The sequence below is a fragment of the Pseudomonas sp. PS01301 genome, assembly GCF_029960215.1.
Classification (GTDB): Bacteria; Pseudomonadota; Gammaproteobacteria; order Pseudomonadales; family Pseudomonadaceae; genus Aquipseudomonas; species Aquipseudomonas coleopterorum.
Map to the genome: position 1 here is coordinate 120,048 of NZ_JASCPM010000003.1, position 20,040 is coordinate 140,087.

Annotated in this window: 2 protein-coding genes; both read left to right on the forward strand. The window is 65.8% G+C overall.

Annotation, left to right across the window (positions count from 1 at the left end; translation table 11 throughout):
* Positions 1–4: 4 nt before the first annotated feature.
* Positions 5–7,744: a non-ribosomal peptide synthetase gene (locus tag QMX89_RS02565; protein WP_282346571.1), complete on the forward strand. Its 7,740-nt coding sequence runs from the start codon at positions 5–7 to the stop codon at positions 7,742–7,744.
* Positions 7,741–20,040 (forward strand): non-ribosomal peptide synthase/polyketide synthase, encoded by a 12,300-nt coding sequence (locus tag QMX89_RS02570; protein WP_282346572.1) that lies wholly within the window; start codon positions 7,741–7,743, stop codon positions 20,038–20,040. The genes QMX89_RS02565 and QMX89_RS02570 overlap by 4 nt, the downstream gene beginning before the upstream one ends.

Here is a 20,040-nt window from a genome sequence, read left to right on the forward strand (position 1 = left end):
GACCATGACCGATATCGACCGCGACGAGTTGCTTGCCCTGTTACTGGATGACGAAGGACTGGACGCTGCAGCGCCAGCCACACCCAGCGGGCCGGTCCGCCGCACCGAAGATGGACCGGCGCCGCTGTCGTTCGCCCAGCGCCGTTTGTGGTTTCTTCAACAATATGACGTACACAGCCCGGCCTATAACTCGGCTCGTGCATTGCAGATTCAAGGCCAGCCGAATGTCCCGGCCTTGCAGGCCGCCCTGCGCCGACTGATCGAGCGCCATGCCAGCCTGCGCACGCGTTTCGTGCAGATCGATGGGCAACCTCTGCAGGTCATCGATCCCGAGGTGGAATTTCATCTGGAATGCGTCGACCTGCCTGACGACACAGAGCTGCAAGCAGCCCTGCGCCAACGCGTCGCCGTACCCTTCGACCTGGGGCAGGCACCTCTGCTGCGCGCCAGTCTGCTGCGCTACCCCGGCGGTGCCGTGTTGCTGTTGTGCCTGCATCACATCGTTGCAGACGCCTGGTCGAACCCGCTGCTGATTGCCGACCTCGGCCATGCCTATGCCGCTGCCCTGCAAGGCCACGACCGCGCCTTGCCGACACTGCCACTGGAGTACGCCGACTATGCGACCTGGCAGCGCGAGTACGTGGCCGGCCAGGCCGGCCGCCAGGCACAGGCCTACTGGCGTGATTATCTGGGCCAGGACGTGCCTGTACTCGAACTGCCCAGCGACCGACCGCGTCGCGCCGAACCGCGCCTGGAAGCGGCACGTCATGACCTTCGCCTGCCAGCCAGTACGGCCCATGCACTGCGTGAATTCTGCCGATTGCAGCAGTGCTCGCCCTTCGTGGTGTTGCTGGGCGCCTGGCAGGTGCTGCTGGCGCGCTACAGCGGCCAGCGCGACTTTGCCGTCGGTGTGCCCAATGCTGCGCGCAGTCATGCCCAGGTGCAGAACATCGTCGGTTTCTTCGTCAACACCCAGGTGTACCGCGCACGGCTGGAGCCTGCGCTGACCACGCGTGCGCTGTGCCGTCGTTTGCGCGAGCAAAGCCGTGTCGCATTGGAGCAGTCGGATTTTCCCTTCGAGTGCGTCATGGACGGCCTGAATCTGAGCCGCGATCTCCATCACACGGCGCTGTTCCAGGTGTTGTTCAACTTTCGCCATTCGCGGGACGCCCAGGCCCTGCATCTGCCCGGATTGCAGGTGCAGGTGCTGGACGTGGAACTGGAGAGTGCGCGTTTCGACCTTACCCTCGATGTCATTGCCAACCCTGACGGCATCGATTGCCGGCTGGAGTACGTCACCGCGCTCTATGACGCCGCAACCATCGCGCGCATGGGTGGGCACCTTGCCCAGGTGGTGCAGGGCATGGTCGCCGCGCCCGATCGGTCGGTGTTCAGGCTGCCGCTGATGGATGTTGCCGAGCTGTACCAATTGAGCGCCTGGAACGCGACCGACAGTGGCTACCCGAAGTATCCGAGCCTGCCTGCGCTGATCGCCGAACAGGTGCGTGCGACGCCCGATGCGTTGGCGTTGGTCCATGGCGACACGCGTTTGAGCTACGCCGAACTGGATGCCCGGGCCAATCAGCTTGCTCATTGGCTGCAAGGGCAGGGCGTCGAGCCGGATGTGCCGGTTGCGGTGTGCGCGCAGCGTTCGGTGGAGTTGGTGGTGGCGTTGCTGGGTGTGATCAAGGCGGGCGGCGCGTATCTGCCGCTGGACCCGGAGCATCCGCGGGAGCGGTTGCAGGGCATGCTCGAAGACAGCGGCAGTCCGTTGTTGCTGACTCAGAGTGAGTGGGTAGAAAAATGGTCGGGCGAGGCGGGTGTTCTCGTTTATGCACTGGAAGATCTGCCACTTGGCAGCTTGCCGATGAGCGCGCCGGACGTTCTCATCAGTCCGGAAAACCTCGTCTACTGCCTCTACACCTCGGGCTCCACCGGCAAGCCCAAGGCCGTCGGCAATCGCCACGCCGGTCTGCTCAACCGCCTGCAGTGGATGCAGGCCGAATACGGGCTGACCGCCAATGACCGAGTATTGCAAAAGACCCCTTACACCTTCGACGTATCGGTATGGGAATTCTTCTGGCCGCTGCTCAACGGCGCCGCGCTGGTCATGGCACCGCCCGGTGCGCACCGCGATCCGCAAGCACTGCGCGAGCTGATCGTTGAGCACGGCATCACCACGCTGCACTTCGTACCGTCGATGCTCCAGGCGTTCGTGTCGGCAGGCGAGTTGCCAGCCTGCACTTCGCTCGAACGCATCATCTGCAGCGGCGAAGCCTTGCCGGCCGAGTTGCAGCGCCAAGTGCTGGCGCAGACGTCCAGCGAACTGCACAACCTGTACGGCCCCACCGAAGCGGCCATCGACGTCACCGCCTGGGCCTGCCGCGAAGACGGCAGCAGTGTGCCGATCGGTCGGCCCATCGCGAACACCCAGATCCACATCCTCGATGCCGATCTCAATCCGGTACCGGTCGGCGTGGCGGGCGAGTTGTACATCGCCGGCGTCAACTTGGCGCGTGGTTATCTGAGTCGCCCTGCGCTGACCGCCGAACGCTTCGTCGCCAACCCCTACGGCGCGCCCGGCTCGCGCATGTACCGCAGCGGCGACCTGGCGCGCTGGCGCGAGGACGGCGCCATCGACTACCTCGGTCGTCTTGATCACCAGGTCAAATTGCGCGGCCTGCGTATCGAACTGGGCGAAATCGAAGCGGTGCTGCTGGCTCATCCGAACGTACAGGAAAGCGTGGTCATCGCCCGTGACGACAGACTGATCGGTTACTGGGTGGGGGACGCGATCGACGAAGCCGGACTCAAGACCCATCTAGGCCAGCACGTGCCCGAATACATGGTGCCGTGGCGCCTCGTACAGCTCGAAGCCATGCCGCTGTCAGCCAACGGCAAGCTCGATCGCAAGCAATTGCCAGCGCCCGAAGGGCAGGTCGCCGTCGAGGCCTACAGTGCACCGCGCAGCGAGGTGGAACGGGCCTTGGCGTCGATCTGGGCCGACGTGTTGGGCGTCGAACAAGTGGGTGTCGTCGACAACTTCTTCGAACTGGGCGGCGACTCCATTCTGTCCTTGCAGGTGATCAGCCGGGCGCGTCAGGCCGGGTGGCAACTCAAGCCACGCGATGTGTTCGAGCATCAACACATCGCTGCCTTGGCAGCCGTCGCGGTGGCCTTGGACCACGCCCGTGTCGACAACGGCCCGGTACAGGGCGAGGGGCCGATCACACCGATTCAGGCGCATTTTTTCGCCCAGGCGGTGCCTGTCCCCGGCCACTGGAATCAGGCGTTGCTGCTGCGGCCGCTGCAAACACTTCAGCCACAGGCGCTGGATCGGGCGCTGACGGCGCTGTACGCCCATCACGATGCTCTGCGCCTGCACTTTCAGCGTGTCGAAGGCCGCTGGCGCGCACACCACGGGCAAGCTACGACCTCGCTGCTGCAGTGCCAGAGCCTGGGCGACGCCGGATCCGAGGCGATCACTGCGCTGTGTGAAGCCGCCCAGCGTGGCTTCGATCTGGACCAGGGTCCGCTGTTCAAGGCCGTGCTCATGGAACTGGGCGACGGCAGCCAGCGGCTGTTGCTGGTCGCCCATCACTTGGTGGTGGATGGGGTATCCTGGCGCATCCTGCTGGAAGATCTGGCGCGGCTGCACACTCAGGCGCTGGCGGGTTTGCCACTTGAACTGGCTCCGCGCACGGCCAGCTTCAAGGCGTGGGGCGAGTACCTCGTCAATGAGGCGCGACTGGGGGTAAGCGAGGCCGAGCGCGACTACTGGCGCGCCTATGCGCAGACTTCGGCCGCTTCGCTGAACGTGCAGCATCCGCAGGGCAGTCGTGCCTTGGCTGACACCGCTCAGGTGCGCCTGCAACTCGATGCGGCGCGCACCCAGGCGCTGCTCGGCGCTGCTAATGGTGCTTATCGCACGCGCATCAACGAGCTGCTGTTGACCTCGCTGGCGCAGACGCTGTGCCACTGGAGTGGCCAGTCGGCGGTGGACATCCTTCTGGAAGGTCACGGCCGCACACCCGACGCTGATGCGGATATGGATCTGAGCCGTAGCGTGGGTTGGTTCACCGCCCTGTACCCGCTGCAACTCACGCCTGGCAGTGACACCCCGGAGCAAGCCATCAAGGCGATCAAGGAACAGCTGCGTGCGGTGCCGGGCGAGGGGCTGGGTCATGGCGTACTGCGCTACCTCGACCAGGGCGAGCTGGCACAGCAACTGGCGGCCCGGAAGGCCCCGCAGGTCACCTTCAACTACCTCGGCCAGTTCGACCCGGGTCGGTCGGCCGGTGGCCTGTTCGCCTGGGCCGATGAGCCCCTGGGTGCTTCCCTGGACCCCAGCGCCGAGGCCGACAGCGAATGGGTGGTGACCGGCCAGGTACGTGACGGCTGCCTGCATCTGAGCTGGCGCTACGGCGTCGAGCGATTCGATACGGTCGTGGTGCAAGCCCTGGCGCAACGGTATCTAGCGACATTGGCCAGGCTGATCGACCATTGCCTGAGCCCTGGGGCCGCGGGCGTCACGCCGGCGGACTTTCCCCTGGCGCAGCTGACTCAGGCGCAACTGGACGCCCTGCCGGTCGCCGCGACCGACCTTGAGGACCTGTACCCGTTGTCGCCACTGCAGCAGGGTTTGCTCTTTCATGCCCTGCAAGGCGACACTCGCAGCACCTACGTCAATCAGGTCAGCGTGCCGCTGAGCGACGTGGACGGCCTGCGGTTTGCGGAGGCCTGGGAGCGTGTCACCCGCGAACACGCGATCCTGCGCGCCGGTTTCGTCTGGGACGGCGATCTGCCGCAACCGTTGCAATGGATTCATCGCCACTTGCCTTCGCCGGTGCAGCACCTGGACTGGCGCGCACGCCCTGCGCAGCAGGTGCGTCTGGACCTGGCCGAACTGGCCGACGCCCAGCGCGACCAAGGCTTCGACCTGCGCCAACCGCCGCTGCAACGGCTGTTGCTGGTGCGCCTGGGCGAACGGGATTACCAACTGATCTGGACCCGCCATCACATCCTTCTCGATGGCTGGGCCACCGCGCGAATGCTCGAAGAAGTGCTCTTGCATTATCGCGGCGAGTCGCCGCTGCCGAGCGCGAGCGCCTATCGCGATTATCTGGCCTGGCTGGCACGTCAGGATGCGCAGACGAGCGAGGCGTTCTGGGCCGAGCAGCTGCGTCACCTGGATGCGCCGACGCGATTGGCCGACGCCTTGCCAGCAGTGCCCGAGCAGGCGGGGCACGGTGACCTGCGCTTGCACGTGGACGAGGCGACCACCGCGGCACTGGCGGCGTTCGCCCGACGTGAGCGGGTGACCCTCAACACGCTGGTGCAGGGTGCCTGGAGCCTGCTTTTGCAGCGCTACACCGGGCAACGCAGCGTGGCCTTTGGCGCCACCGTGGCCGGCCGCCCAGCCGCGCTGGCCGATGCCGAGCGCATGCTCGGGCTGTTCATCAACACCTTGCCGGTCATTCAGGCGCCCGGCCCCGAGCGTTTGTTGGGCGAGTGGCTGCGCGATCTGCAGTCGCTGAATCTGGCGCTTCGCGAACACGAGCACACGCCGCTGTTCGATATCCAGCGCTGGGCCGGACAGGGTGGTCAGGCGCTGTTCGACAGCGTGCTGGTGTTCGAAAACTATCCGGTGGACAGCGCCTTGCGCAGCGGCAGTGGCGTGCGGTTCGGCCAGGTCATTTCGCGGGAGACCACCCATTACCCGCTGACCGTGGTGATCCATGCCGGCGATACCCTGAATGTGCAGATGAGCTACCTGCTGAGCGCTTTCGCGGCGGACAGCGTGGCTCGGATCGGCGAGCATTTGCGCAACCTGTTGCTGGCGATGGCAGCCCCGGCGCTGGACACGGCTTCGCTACGCCTGGGCGAGCTGCGCCTGCTCGATGCGGTGCAGCAACGTCAGTTGTCGGACTGGAACGCTACGGATATTCGGTATCCGTCTTATCCAAGCCTGCCGGCGATGATCGCCGAGCAGGTGCACGCCACACCCGATGCATTGGCGTTGGTCCATGGCGACACACGTTTGAGCTACGCCGAACTGGACGCCCGCGCCAATCAGCTTGCCCATTGGCTGCATGGGCAGGGCGTTGGTCCGGATGTGCCGGTTGCCGTCTGTGCCGAGCGCTCGGTGGAATTGGTGGTGGCGTTGCTGGGTGTGATCAAGGCGGGCGGCGCGTATCTGCCGCTGGATCCGGAGCATCCGCGCGAGCGGTTGCAGGGCATGCTTGAGGACAGTGGCAGCCCGTTGTTGCTGACTCAGAATCACCTGATGGAAAAATGGCCGGGCGAGGCGGATGTTCCTGTTTATGCGCTCGAAGATCTGCCCCTGAGCGGTTTGCAGATGAGCGCGCCGGACGTCGTCATCGGCCCGGAAAACCTCGTCTACTGCCTGTACACCTCGGGCTCCACCGGCAAGCCCAAGGCCGTCGGCAATCGACACGCAGGTCTGCTCAACCGATTGCAGTGGATGCAAGCCGAATACGGGCTGACCGCCAACGATCGGGTATTGCAAAAGACTCCCTACACCTTCGACGTATCGGTATGGGAATTCTTCTGGCCGTTGCTCAGCGGCGCCGCATTGGTCATGGCGCCGCCCGGTGCGCACCGCGATCCGCAAGCGTTGCGCGAGCTGATCGTCGAGCACGGCATCACCACGCTGCACTTCGTACCGTCGATGCTCCAGGCGTTCGTGTCGGCAGGCGAATTGCCGGCCTGTATCTCGCTCAAGCGCATCATCTGCAGCGGCGAAGCCCTGCCGGCCGAGTTGCAGCGCCAGGTGCTGGCGCAGACGTCCAGCGAACTGCATAACCTGTACGGCCCCACCGAAGCGGCCATCGACGTCACCGCCTGGGCCTGCCGCGAAGACGGCAACAGCGTGCCGATCGGTCGGCCCATCGCCAACACCCAGATCCACATCCTGGATGCCGACCTCAATCCGGTGCCGGTCGGGGTGGCGGGCGAGTTGTACATCGCTGGCGTCAACCTGGCGCGCGGCTACCTGGGTCGCCCCGCACTGACCGCCGAACGCTTCGTCGCCAACCCCTACGGCGAGCTCGGCTCGCGCCTGTACCGCAGCGGCGACCTGGCGCGCTGGCGCGAGGACGGCGCCATCGACTACCTCGGTCGCCTCGATCACCAGGTCAAATTGCGCGGCCTGCGTATCGAGCTGGGTGAGATCGAAACGGTGCTGCTGGCCCACGCTGCGGTGCGTGAATGCGTGGTGGTTGCCGCAGACAACCAACTGCTGGGCTACTGGGTCGGCGACGCCGTTGACGAGGCCGCGCTTAAATTTCACCTCGGCCAGCACGTTCCTGAGTACATGGTGCCGTGGCGACTGCTGCAACTCGAAGCCATGCCGCTGTCGGCCAACGGCAAGCTGGATCGCAAGCGCCTGCCGCAGATCGAGGTTCAGGCCATCAAAGGGCATGTCGAACCGCGCACTGCCGCCGAACGCGACCTGGCAAGGATCTGGTCCGAAGTGTTGGGCGTGGCGCGGGTCGGGGTGACGGATGACTTTTTCGAGTTGGGCGGGCATTCGCTGCTCGCGACCCGTCTGGCTTCGCAGATCCGCCACCAATTGGGCGTACAGATTCATCTCGGCGCGGTGTTCGATACGCCCACCGTCGAGGCGCTCGCTCGGCACCTGGAGCACATTCCGGCGCACGCCCCCGAAGAGGAGGTGGACGCCATGACCCAATTGCTGAACGAACTGGAGCGCATCGAATGAACGACCTGAGCCAACCCCACGGCCCGAGCCTGCGTGACGATCCGTTGCGCCCGTTGGCGGAACGGTTCAACGCGCTTCCAGCGCCAAAGCAGCGGATATTTCTGCGGCAACTGCGCGCAAAAGGCATCGACGCCCGTCGCCTGCCGATCGTCCCGGCACCTACCGAGGCGCAATCACCGTTGTCCTACAGTCAGAAGCGGCTGTGGCTGCTCTGGCAGTTGGAGCCGACGGCGAGCGCCTATCACATCACCGGTGGCCTGCGACTGTCCGGCGAGCTGAACGAGGCCGCTTTGCAGGCGGCGATTGCCGACATCGTGGCCCGACACGCGGTGCTGCGCAGCGACTTCCCCACTCAGGACGGCGAACCGGTGGTGCGCGTGCACGACGTCGATGCGTGCACCGTGACACTGACCTGCGAAGACCTCAGCGACGTATCGGTGTCGGCCCGCGATGCGGCGTTGGCGCGTCTGGCGCAAGAGCAGGCCACACGACCGTTCGACCTGACCCAAGGCCCCTTGCTGCGTTTGTGCCTGGTGCGTTGCGAGGCCGAGCGGCATGCCTTGCTGGTCACCTTGCACCACATCGTTGCCGATGGCGTCTCGGTCGAGCTCTTCGTCGAAGAGTTGGCCAGCGGCTACGCCCGCCGTCTGCGGGGCGATGCCGATGCCTTGCCCAGCCTCGAGATTCAGTACAGCGACTACGCCCGTTGGCAGCGCCTGTGGCTGGAAGCGGGTGAGGGCGAGCAGCAGTTGACGTACTGGTGCGAGCGCCTGGGCACCGAGGAACCGGTGCTGGAGTTGCCGGTGGATCATCTGCGGCCCGGCTTGCCCAGCTACCGCGGCGCCCGGGTCGGCAAAGCATTGCCCGACGCCCTCAGCCAGCGCCTGCGCCAGTTCGCTCGTGCTCAGCACGCCACGCCGTTCATGGTCCTGCTGGCGGCTTACGGGGTGTGGCTCGGCCGGCTGTGTGGTCAGTCGCAGTTGCGTATCGGCATTCCGGTGGCCAATCGCACGTCCCCAGCCACCCAGGGTTTGATGGGCTGTTTCGTCAATACTCAGGTCTGGCCGCTGCAGGTGTCGCGGCAAGCGTCTTTCGTCGGCCAGCTCAAGGCCGTGCGTGAACAGGCGTTGCAGGCTCAGGCTCACCAGGACGTGCCCTTCGAGCATCTGGTCGAGGCGCTGCAACCGGCGCGCAGCCTGGGCCGCAACCCGTTGTTTCAGGTGCTGTTCAACCACTTGCAACGTGGCGACCGTGAGGTGGAGGCCGGCGGCCTGGTATTCGAGCGTCTGGAGCAGACGGCCCAGACCGCGCAGCTGGACCTGGCCCTGACCACCGAAGAAAACTCCCAAGGCCAGATTACCGCGACCTTCAGCTACGCCACCGACCTGCTTGAGGCTGCCACGGTGCAGGCGTGGCACGCGCACTTCGTGCACCTGCTCGAACAGGTGCTGGAACAGCCCGAGCGCGCGCTGCATGAACTGGCGCCGCTGACACCGGCCGAGCAGGCGCAGTTGATCACTTGGAACGCCACTCAGGAAGACTATCCGTCCTACGCGAGCCTGCCAGCGCTGATCGCTGAACAGGTGCGTGCCACACCCGATGCGCTGGCGTTGGTCCATGGCGACACGCGTTTGAGCTACGCCGAACTCGATGCCCGCGCCAATCAGCTTGCCCATTGGCTGCAAGGCCAGGGCGTCGGGCCGGATGTGCCGGTTGCGGTGTGTGCCGAGCGCTCGGTGGAGCTGGTGGTGGCGTTGCTGGGTGTGATCAAGGCGGGCGGCGCGTATCTTCCGCTGGACCCGGAGCATCCGCGGGAGCGACTGCAGGGCATGCTTGAAGACAGTGGCAGCCCGTTGTTGCTGACTCAGAAGCACCTGATGGACGCCTGGGCACGCGTACCGGTTTATGCACTTGAGCTTCTGCCGCTTAGCGGCCAACCCATGAATGCACCGGACGTTCTCATCAACCCGGAAAACCTCGTCTACTGCCTGTACACCTCAGGCTCCACCGGCAAACCCAAAGCCGTTGGCAATCGCCACGCCGGTCTGCTCAATCGACTGCAATGGATGCAGGCCGAATACGGCCTCACCGGTCATGATCGAGTGCTGCAAAAGACTCCCTACACCTTCGACGTATCGGTATGGGAATTCTTCTGGCCACTGCTCAGCGGTGCAGCACTGGTCATGGCACCGCCCGGTGCACACCGCGATCCGCAAGCGTTGCGCGAGCTGATCGTCGAGCATGGCATCACCACGCTGCACTTCGTGCCGTCGATGCTGCAAGCGTTCGTGTCGGCGGGTGAGTTGCCGGCCTGCACCTCGCTCGAACGCATCATCTGCAGCGGCGAAGCCTTACCGGCCGAGTTGCAGCGCCAGGTGCTGGCGCAGACGTCCAGCGAACTGCATAACCTGTACGGCCCCACCGAGGCGGCCATCGATGTCACGGCCTGGGCCTGCCGCGAAGACGGTCGCAGCGTGCCGATCGGCCGTCCCATCGCCAATACGCAGATCCACATCCTCGATGCCGATCTCAATCCGGTACCCGTGGGTGTGGCCGGTGAGTTGTGCATCGCTGGGATCAACCTGGCGCGCGGCTACCTGAGTCGCCCCGCGCTGACCGCCGAGCGCTTCGTCGCCAACCCCTACGGCACGCCCGGCTCGCGCATGTACCGCAGCGGTGATCTGGCGCGCTGGCGTACCGACGGTGCCATCGACTACCTCGGTCGCTTGGATCACCAGGTGAAATTGCGCGGGCTGCGTATCGAACTGGGCGAGATCGAAGCGGTGCTGTTGGCTCACCCGAACGTACAGGAAAGCGTAGTCATCGCCCGTGACGACAGACTGATCGGTTACTGGGTGGGCGGCGCTACCGATGAGACCGAGCTCAAGACCCATCTAGGCCAGCACGTGCCCGACTACATGGTGCCGTGGCGCCTCGTACAGCTCCAGGCGATGCCGCTGTCGGCCAACGGCAAGCTCGATCGCAAGCAATTGCCAGCGCCCGAAGGGCAGGTCGCCGTCGAGGCCTACATCGCACCGCGCAGCGAGGTCGAACAGGCCTTGGCAACGATCTGGGCCGAGGTCTTGGGCGTCGAACAGGTCGGTGTCGTCGACAACTTCTTCGAACTGGGCGGCGACTCCATTCTGTCCTTGCAGGTGATCAGTCGGGCGCGACAGGCAGGGTGGCAGCTGAGCCCGCGAGACCTGTTCCTGCACCCGACCCTGGCCGCGCTGGCGCAGGCCGCACGTAGCGCCCGCCAGTGTGCCGAGCGGGTGCCGACCGTGGCCCGCGGGCCGGCGCCGCTGACGCCGATCCAGCACTACTTCTTCAGCCAGGACATTGCCCAGCCTCAGCACTGGAACCAGTCAGCCTTGCTGCGCCCCTTGCAGGCCTTACAGGCCGAGCCACTGCGCGCCAGCCTGGCGGCTCTGGCCGAGCACCACGCCAGCCTGCGTCTGCGTTACCACCAAGGTGCCGACGGCACTTGGCAGCAACGCTACACCGCGTTCACCAGCGACGACCTGCTGGTGGAAATCGATGCCCCGGACGCCGAAACCTTCCTTCACGAGGCCGAGCGCCTGCAAGCCAGCCTCGACCTGAACGAGGGGCCCGTATTGCGCGCCGCGTTGCTGGCGTTGAGCGACGGCAGCCAACGGTTGTTGATCGTGATTCACCACTTGGTGGTGGATGGTGTGTCCTGGCGCGTGCTGGTGGAGGACTTGCAGCACGCCTATCGGCAACACAGCGCCGGTCGGGTGGTGACGCTGGCGCCGGTGGGTGCCAGCTTCGGGCAATGGGGCGAACGGCTGCTGGCCTTCGCGCAAAGCCCGGCGCTGCTCGCTGAACTGGAATACTGGCACGCGCAGACACAAGGGCAACCGACTCAGGCCCTGGGTCGCGAAGGCCAGGCCGTGGAACACCGGCTGCGCCTGCCGGCCGAGCTGACCCGCCGCCTGCACAAGGAAGCACCGGGCGCCTACCGCACGCGTCTGGATGAACTGCTGCTGGTGGCCCTGGCCCGCGTGCTCTGCCGACACAGCGGCCAGACCTCGCTGAGCGTGGCCCTCGAAAGCCATGGCCGTGACGCCTTGCCCGCGCCCTACAGCGACGGCCTGGACATCGAGCGCAGCGTCGGTTGGTTCACCAGCCTGTACCCGGTGCGCCTGAGTCCGGGCCTGGGCGATCTGGGCACGGCCATCAAGGCGGTCAAGGAACAACTGCGCCAGGTGCCGAACAAGGGCATCGGCTACGGCGTGCTGCGTTATATGGGCCCGTCGTCCGCCCAGGCATCGCTAGCCGAGCAGGCCCCGCCACAGGTGATGTTCAACTATTTGGGCCAATACGACACCGGCTTCGATGCTCAGCGTCTGTTCACCCTGGCCAGTGAACCGCAGGGCCGGCAGCGCGACGACCAGGCGCCGCTCAGCCATGCATTGACCGTCAATGCACGCCTGGTGGAAGGCCAACTGCACTTCGACGCCCGGGCCGATGCAAGTCATTACAGCCCCTCGCAACTGGAGTGTCTGCTGGACGACCTGCGCGCCGAACTGAGCCTGCTCGCCGCCCACTGCCTCGCCCCGGCGAACGCGGCGCTGACACCTGCCGACGTACCGCTGGCCGGACTGACCCAGGCCGAACTCGACGCCTTGCTTCTGACCGCACGCGACGTGGAAGACCTCTATCCGCTGTCGCCGCTGCAGCAAGGCCTGCTGTTCCACAGCCTGCAAGGCGATGCCCAGGCGGCCTACGTCAATCAGATCGATGTGGTGCTCGAAGGGCTGGATCTGCAGCGGTTCCTGCAGGCCTGGGACAGCACCGTGCAGCAGCACGCCACCTTGCGTAGCGTGTTCCTCGGCCAAGGCGAACTGCAGGTGCCGCTGCAGGCCGTTCTGCACCGCTGCCCGGCCGTGGCTCAGGTACACGATGCCCGTGGGCTCAGCCAACAGGCGCTGGACGACTGGGCGGCTGCAGAGCGCTCGAAAGGGTTCGACCTCACCTGCCTGCCGCTGCAACGGGTGCAGTTGTTGCAGCTGGACGCCAACCGTTGCCGCATGATCTGGACCTTCCACCACATTCTGCTGGATGGCTGGAGCAGTGCGCGCCTGATCGGCGAGGTGCTGCAACGTTACGCGGGCGAGCAGCCGCTGGCGCCGCGCAGCCAGTATCGCGATTACATCGCCTGGTTGGCTACCCGCGACGGCGAGGCTGCGCAAGCGTACTGGCAGGCGCGTCTGGCGGCGCTGGACGGACCGACGCTGCTCGCTCAAAGCCTGCCGGCCCAGGACACTCAAGGTCTGAGCGATGCAACGGGGCATGGAGTGATTCGCAGCGGCCTGTCGGCCGAGGACACCCAGCGCCTGCGCCAATTCGCCCGTCGCCAGCGGGTGACCCTCAACACCCTGGTGCAAGGCGCCTGGATTCTCTTGCTGCAAACCTACACCGGGCAGGCGCAGGTGGCGTTTGGCACGACCGTGTCGGGCCGACCCACGGCGCTCGACGATGCCGAGTCGGTGGTGGGGCTGTTCATCAATACCGTTCCGGTGATCGGCAGTGGCGAGCCGGGCGAAAAAGTGGGTGAATGGCTGCGCGAGCTGCAAGCCCGCAGCGCCGACGCGGGGGAGTACGAACACACGCCACTGGCGGACATTCTGCGTTGGGCAGGGTTGAGCGGGCAAAGCCTGTTCGACAGCCTGCTGGTGTTCGAAAACTACCCTGTCGACCACGCCATGCGCCAGCGCAGCGGCGTGCGTATCGAAGCATCGAGCACGCGTGAAGCCACCCATTATCCGTTGTCCGTGGCGATCTTCGCCGGTGAGACGCTGGACATCACCTTCGGCTACCGCCGCGATGCGTTTGCTGCGGTGCGCGTCGAGGCGCTGGTGCAGCATCTCAACAGTCTGCTGCTCGGCCTGATCGCAGACGCCCAGCAGCCGCTGGCGGCGATCAGCCCGCTCGGCAGCCGCGAATACCGCCAGGTCATGGCCTGGGGCACCTCGGACTACGCACCGCACGCGTTCATCAGTGTGCCGCAGCGCATTGCCGCCCATGCCGCTGCCGATCCGCAGCGCGTCGCCTTGATCTGCGCCGGTGAGACCCTCACCCGAGGTGAACTGGAGCGGCAGGCCAACCGTCTGGCCCATGCCCTGATTGCCCGCGGCATCGGTGCGGAGATGCGCGTCGGCGTGGCGCTGCAGCGCTCCAATCGGCTGCTGGTGGCGTTGCTCGCCGTGGCCAAGGCCGGTGCCGCCTTTGTGCCGCTGGCGTTGGACTACCCCCGCGAACGTCTGGGCTATGTGCTGCAGGACAGTGGCATGAGCCTGCTGATCACCGAGCAGCTGGCGCTTGAGAGATTGCCTGAAACGCCGGGACTGCCGCTGCTGGACCTCGACCGCCAGGCGCTCGACGACTACAGCGAACACGCCCCCGAGGTCGATGTGCAGGCGCAGAATCTCGCCTACCTGATCTACACCTCCGGTTCCAGCGGCACGCCCAAAGGGGTTGCGGTCGCTCATGGTCCGCTGGCCATGCATTGCGCTGCCACCGCGCCGCTGTACGACATGAGCGAGGCCTCCCGCGAATTCCACTTCATCTCATTCGCGTTCGACGGCGCCCACGAGCGCTGGATGACCGCGCTGACCTGTGGCGCCAGCCTAGTGCTGCGCGACGAAGAACTGTGGTCGGCGGCGCGCACCTTGCAGACCTTGGCCGAGCAACAGGTCACCAATGCCGGCTTTCCGCCGGTATACCTGACGCAGCTCGCCGCCGAAGCCCAGGCGCAGGGGCAGGCGCCGAAGCTGGACCTGTATTCCTTCGGTGGCGAAGCCATGCCCCAGGCCAACTTCGAACGCATCCGCCAGACCCTGGCGCCGCGCACCTTGATCAACGGCTACGGGCCTACCGAAACCGTGGTCACGCCGCTGGTATGGAAGGTCGCAGCGAGCCAGGCCTGTCGGTCGGCCTACGCCCCCATCGGCCGACCGGTGGGTGACCGTCGTGCCTACATCCTCGACGCGCGCCTGCAACCGGTGCCGGCCGGGGTCAGCGGCGAGCTGTACCTGGGCGGCAGCGGCCTAGCCCGTGAATACCATGACCGACCGGCGCTCAGCGCCGAGCGCTTCGTCCCGGATCCGTTCGGCGCACCCGGTGCGCGCATGTACCGAACCGGCGACCGCGTGCTGTGGGGCGCCGACGGGGTCATCGAATACGTGGGTCGCATCGACCAGCAGATCAAGATTCGCGGCTATCGCATCGAACCCGGCGAGGTCGAGGCCTGCATTCAGCAGCACCCCGAGGTCGAAAGCTGCGTGGTGCTGGCCCGGCCTTCACCGTCCGGTGTGCGGCTGGTCGCCTATGGCGTGGCCGCGTCGACGGCAGATGAGTCGACTCTGGAGGTGCGCGTCAAGCAGGCGCTGGCCGAGCAGCTGCCAGACTACATGATCCCGTCCCGCCTGCTGTGGTTGCCGCAATTGCCGGTAACGCCCAACGGCAAGCTCGACCGGGTCGCATTGCCGATTCCGGACTGGCACGCGCAGAGCGGCGATTTCCTTGCACCTCAGGGTGAGGTGGAGATCGTGCTGGCTGGCCTCTGGCAAAAGTTGCTGGGCGTGGAGCGCGTGGGCGCGAACGACAACTTCTTCGAGCTGGGCGGCGACTCCATCGTCTCCTTGCAACTGGTTGGCCGGGCGCGTCTGGCCGGCGTGCTGCTGACGCCCAGGCAGGTGTTCGAACAGCAGACGATTCGGGCCCTGGCCCAGGTTGCCAAGCGCCAGGCAAGTGTCGTCCAGGCGCAGGGGCCGGTCACCGGTGCAGCGACCTTGACGCCGATCCAGGCGTGGTTTTTCGAAAGCCCGGTCAGCGCGCGGCAGCACTGGAACCAGTCCGTCCTGCTGCAGCCGACCGAACCGCTGAATACCACGCTGCTCGAAGCGGCCCTGCAGACCTTGGTGGCCCACCACGACGCCTTGCGCCTGCGTTTCGTCGAGAACGACGACGGGCACTGGCAGCAGTCTCACGCCGAAACGGCCACAGTGCCGCTGGACCAGTTGCAGGTCACCGACAGCGCGCAAATGACCCAGGCGTGCAGCCGCAGCCAAGCCCTGCTGAATCTGAGCGAAGGCCCGCTGCTGCGCGCGCTGCTGCTCGACACGGCGCAGGGGCAGCGCCTGTTGCTGGTGGCTCACCACCTGGTGGTGGACGGTGTGTCGTGGCGCATCCTGCTCGATGATCTGCAACGTGTGTATGAACAGTTGCAGGCGGGCCGGACGCCGACCCTTGGGCACAAGACCAGTGCGTTCCAGCGCTGGGGCGAAGTGCTTCTGGAGCAGGCGCCCACGCGCCTGGCGGAGCTGGATTTCTGGCGCGCTACGGTTGCGGCTGGGGCCGTCAGCCTGCCGCTGCTGGACGCTGCGGGCAGCCGCCGTCGTGACCAGGTCCGCGAGTGTCAGGCCCGCCTGGCCGAGCCCCTCACGCGTCAGTTGCTGACCCAGGCGCCGCAAGCCTATCGCAGCCGCGTCGATGAACTGCTGCTCACCGCGCTGGCCCGTGTGGTCTTGCGCGCCACCGGCGGTCAGAGTGTGCTGGTGGCCCTGGAAGGTCATGGTCGCGAGGTCCCGGCGCAATACAGCGATGTCGACCTGAGCCGCAGCGTCGGCTGGTTCACCAGTGTCTACCCGGTGCGCCTGCACACCGACCCCGAAGCGGACGCCGGTGTAGCCATTCGCGGCATCAAGGAACAGCTGCGCCAGGTCCCCGATCACGGTATGGGCTACGGCATCCTGCGCTACCTGGGCGAGCCGCAGGTGCGCGGCGAACTGGCTGCCGGGTCGCAACCCTCGATCACCTTCAACTACCTTGGCCAGACCGATCTGGGCATGGAGGGCCAAGGCTTGTTCCGCCTTGCCCGCGAGCGTGGCGGCGACGATCAGGCGCCCGATGCGCCGCTGGGCAATGAGCTGGTCATCAATGCCCAGGTGCGCCAGGGTGAGCTGCACATGAACTGGCAGTACAGCGGCGCGCGGCTCGCCTCGGCATGGGTCGAACCTTTGGCCCAAGCCTGGTGCGACGAGTTGCAGCAGCTCATCGAACATTGCCTGCAGCCCGACGCACAGCGTTTCACGCCTTCGGACTTCGCCTTGGCCGGGCTGGATCAAGCGGCGCTGGATGGCCTGCAACTGCCCGCCGATACCGAAGCACTGTATCCGCTGTCGCCGTTGCAGCAGGGCATGCTCTTCCATGCCTTGCAATCGCCCGATGAAAGCCATTATCTCAACCAACTGAGCCTGGCCATCGATGGCCTGGATGCAGCCCGCTTCCAACAGGCCTGGGATACCACGGTCGCTCGCCATGACGTGCTGCGCACCGCGTTCCTCTGGGAAGAGTTGAGCCAGCCCTTGCAAGCCGTGCGGCGCAGCGTGCCGTCGGTGGTGCGCCTGCTCGACTGGCGTGACCGGAGCGAGGGCGACGGTGCGGTCGAGGTATTGGTGAACGAGGAGCGTGACCAAGGCTTCGATCTGGCGCGGGCGCCCCTGCTTCGCGTGCTGCTGGTGCGCCTGGACGAGCAACGCTACCAGTTGATTCTCACCAGCCATCACCTGTTGCTCGACGGCTGGAGTTCGTCGCGGCTGATCGCCGAGGTGCTGCAGCACTATCGCGGCACGCCGCCTGCCGAACCGGCCGGGCGTTTCGTCGACTACGTGCAATGGCTGCAGCAACGCGATCTGGCCGAGCGCGAACGGTTCTGGCGTGAACGCCTGGTCGATCTGCACGAGCCGACCTTGCTCGCCAGCACGGTGAGCGGCGCGGGCGAGGGCGTGGGTCACCGCCAGCACCTCTCGCAATGCGATGCGGCGACGACCGCACGCCTGAGCGCCATCGCCCGCCGCGAGCGGGTCACCTTGAACACCTTGGTGCAAGGTGCCTGGAGCCTGTTGCTGCAGCGCTACAGCGGGCAGGCCACGGTGGCGTTCGGCGCAACGGTGGCCGGTCGTCCGGCGCAGTTGCCCGAGGCCGAACGCACGCTGGGCCTGTTCATCAACACATTGCCGGTGATTCAGACGCCGCTTCCTCGGCAGCCGTTGGGCGACTGGCTGCGGCAGTTGCAGGGCGTGAACAGTGCGCTGCGCGAACATGAACACACACCGCTGTTCGAGATCCAGGGTTGGGCCGGGCAGGGTGGCCAGGCGTTGTTCGATACGCTGCTGGTGTTCGAAAACTATCCGGTGGAACAGGCCCTCGCCGAGGCCAGCGGTTTGCGTTTCTCACCCGTGCAGCGCCACGAAACCACCCATTATCCGCTGACCCTGGTGATCCACGCGGGGGCGCAGTTGCAGATCGAGTTCAGCTACCGCCAGGACGCGTTCATCGAAGCCGATGTCCTGCGCTTCAGCGAACACCTGGCCGGGCTGTTGGCGCAGTTCGAGGACAGCCAGCGTCCACTGGCCAGCCTGACCTTGCTCAGTCCTGCCGAGGTTCAGCAGATCGAGGCGTGGAACGCGACCGATAGCGGGTATCCGCAGTATCCAAGCCTGCCGGCGATGATCGCCGAACAGGTGCGCGCTACACCCGATGCGCTGGCGTTGGTCCATGGCGACACGCGTTTGAGCTATGCCGAACTCGATGCCCGCGCCAATCAGCTTGCTCATTGGCTGCAAGGGCAGGGTGTTGGTCCGGATGTACCGGTTGCGGTGTGTGCCGATCGCTCGGTGGAATTGGTGGTGGCGTTGCTGGGTGTGATCAAGGCGGGTGGCGCGTATCTGCCGCTGGATCCGGAGCATCCGCGGGAGCGGCTGCAGGGCATGCTCGAAGACAGTGGCAGTCCGTTGTTGCTGACTCAGAAGCACCTGATGGACGCCTGGGCAAGCGTACCGGTTTACGCGCTTGAGCTTCTGCCGCTTGACGGCCAACCCATGAATGCACCGGACGTTCTCATCAACCCGGAAAACCTCGTCTACTGCCTGTACACCTCAGGCTCCACCGGCAAACCCAAAGCCGTCGGCAATCGACACGCGGGTCTGCTCAACCGACTGCAATGGATGCAGGCCCAGTACGGCCTCACCGCCAATGACCGAGTACTGCAAAAAACTCCCTACACCTTCGACGTATCGGTATGGGAATTCTTCTGGCCGCTGCTCAGCGGTGCCGCACTGGTCATGGCACCGCCCGGTGCGCACCGTGATCCGCAAGCGCTGCGCGAGCTGATCGTCGAGCACGGCATCACCACGCTGCACTTCGTGCCGTCGATGCTGCAAGCGTTCGTGGCGGCAGGCGAGTTGCCTGCCTGCATCTCGCTCAAGCGCATCATCTGCAGCGGCGAAGCCCTGCCGGCCGAATTGCAGCGCCAGGTGCTGGCGCAGACGTCCAGCGAACTGCATAACCTGTACGGACCGACCGAAGCGGCGATCGACGTCACCGCTTGGGCCTGCCGCGACGACGGTGGCAGCGTGCCGATCGGTCGGCCCATCGCCAACACGCAGATCCACATCCTCGATGCCGATCTCAATCCGGTACCCGTGGGTGTGGCCGGTGAGTTGTACATCGCCGGCGTCAACTTGGCGCGTGGTTATCTGGGCCGCCCTGCGCTGACTGCCGAGCGCTTCGTCGCCAACCCCTACGGCGCGCCTGGCTCACGCATGTACCGCAGCGGCGACCTGGCGCGCTGGCGTGCCGACGGCGCCATCGACTACCTCGGCCGTCTCGATCACCAAGTGAAATTGCGCGGCCTGCGTATCGAGTTGGGCGAGATCGAAGCGGTGCTGCTGGCTCACCCGGCAGTGCGTGAATGCGTGGTCATCGCCAGCGACAACCAACTGCTGGGCTACTGGGTCGGCGATGCCGTCGATGAGGCTGCGCTTAAATTTCACCTCGGCCAGCACGTTCCTGAGTACATGGTGCCGTGGCGACTGCTGCAACTCGAAGCCATGCCGCTGTCGGCCAACGGCAAGCTGGATCGCAAGCGCCTCCCACAGCCCGAAGGGCAGGGCAGCACCAGCGCCCATGTCCCGCCGAGCACCGATGCAGAACGCGCCCTTGTGGCGATCTGGGCCGAGGTCTTGGGTCTGGAGCAGATCGGTGTCACCGACAGTTTCTTCGAGCTGGGCGGGCATTCGCTGAGCGTCATGCAGGTGCGCGCCCAGTTGCAGCAGCGTCACGGCTGTCACCTACCGATCAACGCTTTCTTCGATCACGTCACCGTGCAGAAGTTGGCCCGGCAACTGCCCAGCGACGTGTTCGCCGCAGCGGCCGATCACCGCGAGCGGCTGAACGACATGGCCCGCTGGCTGGATGAATTCGAGGTTTGA

Bases quoted from the DNA above. Each gene is read 5' to 3' on its own strand.
- QMX89_RS02565 (WP_282346571.1), top strand. From the start codon at position 5: ATGACCGATATCGACCGCGACGAGTTGCTTGCCCTGTTACTGGATGAC.
- QMX89_RS02570 (WP_282346572.1), top strand. From the start codon at position 7,741: ATGAACGACCTGAGCCAACCCCACGGCCCGAGCCTGCGTGACGATCCG.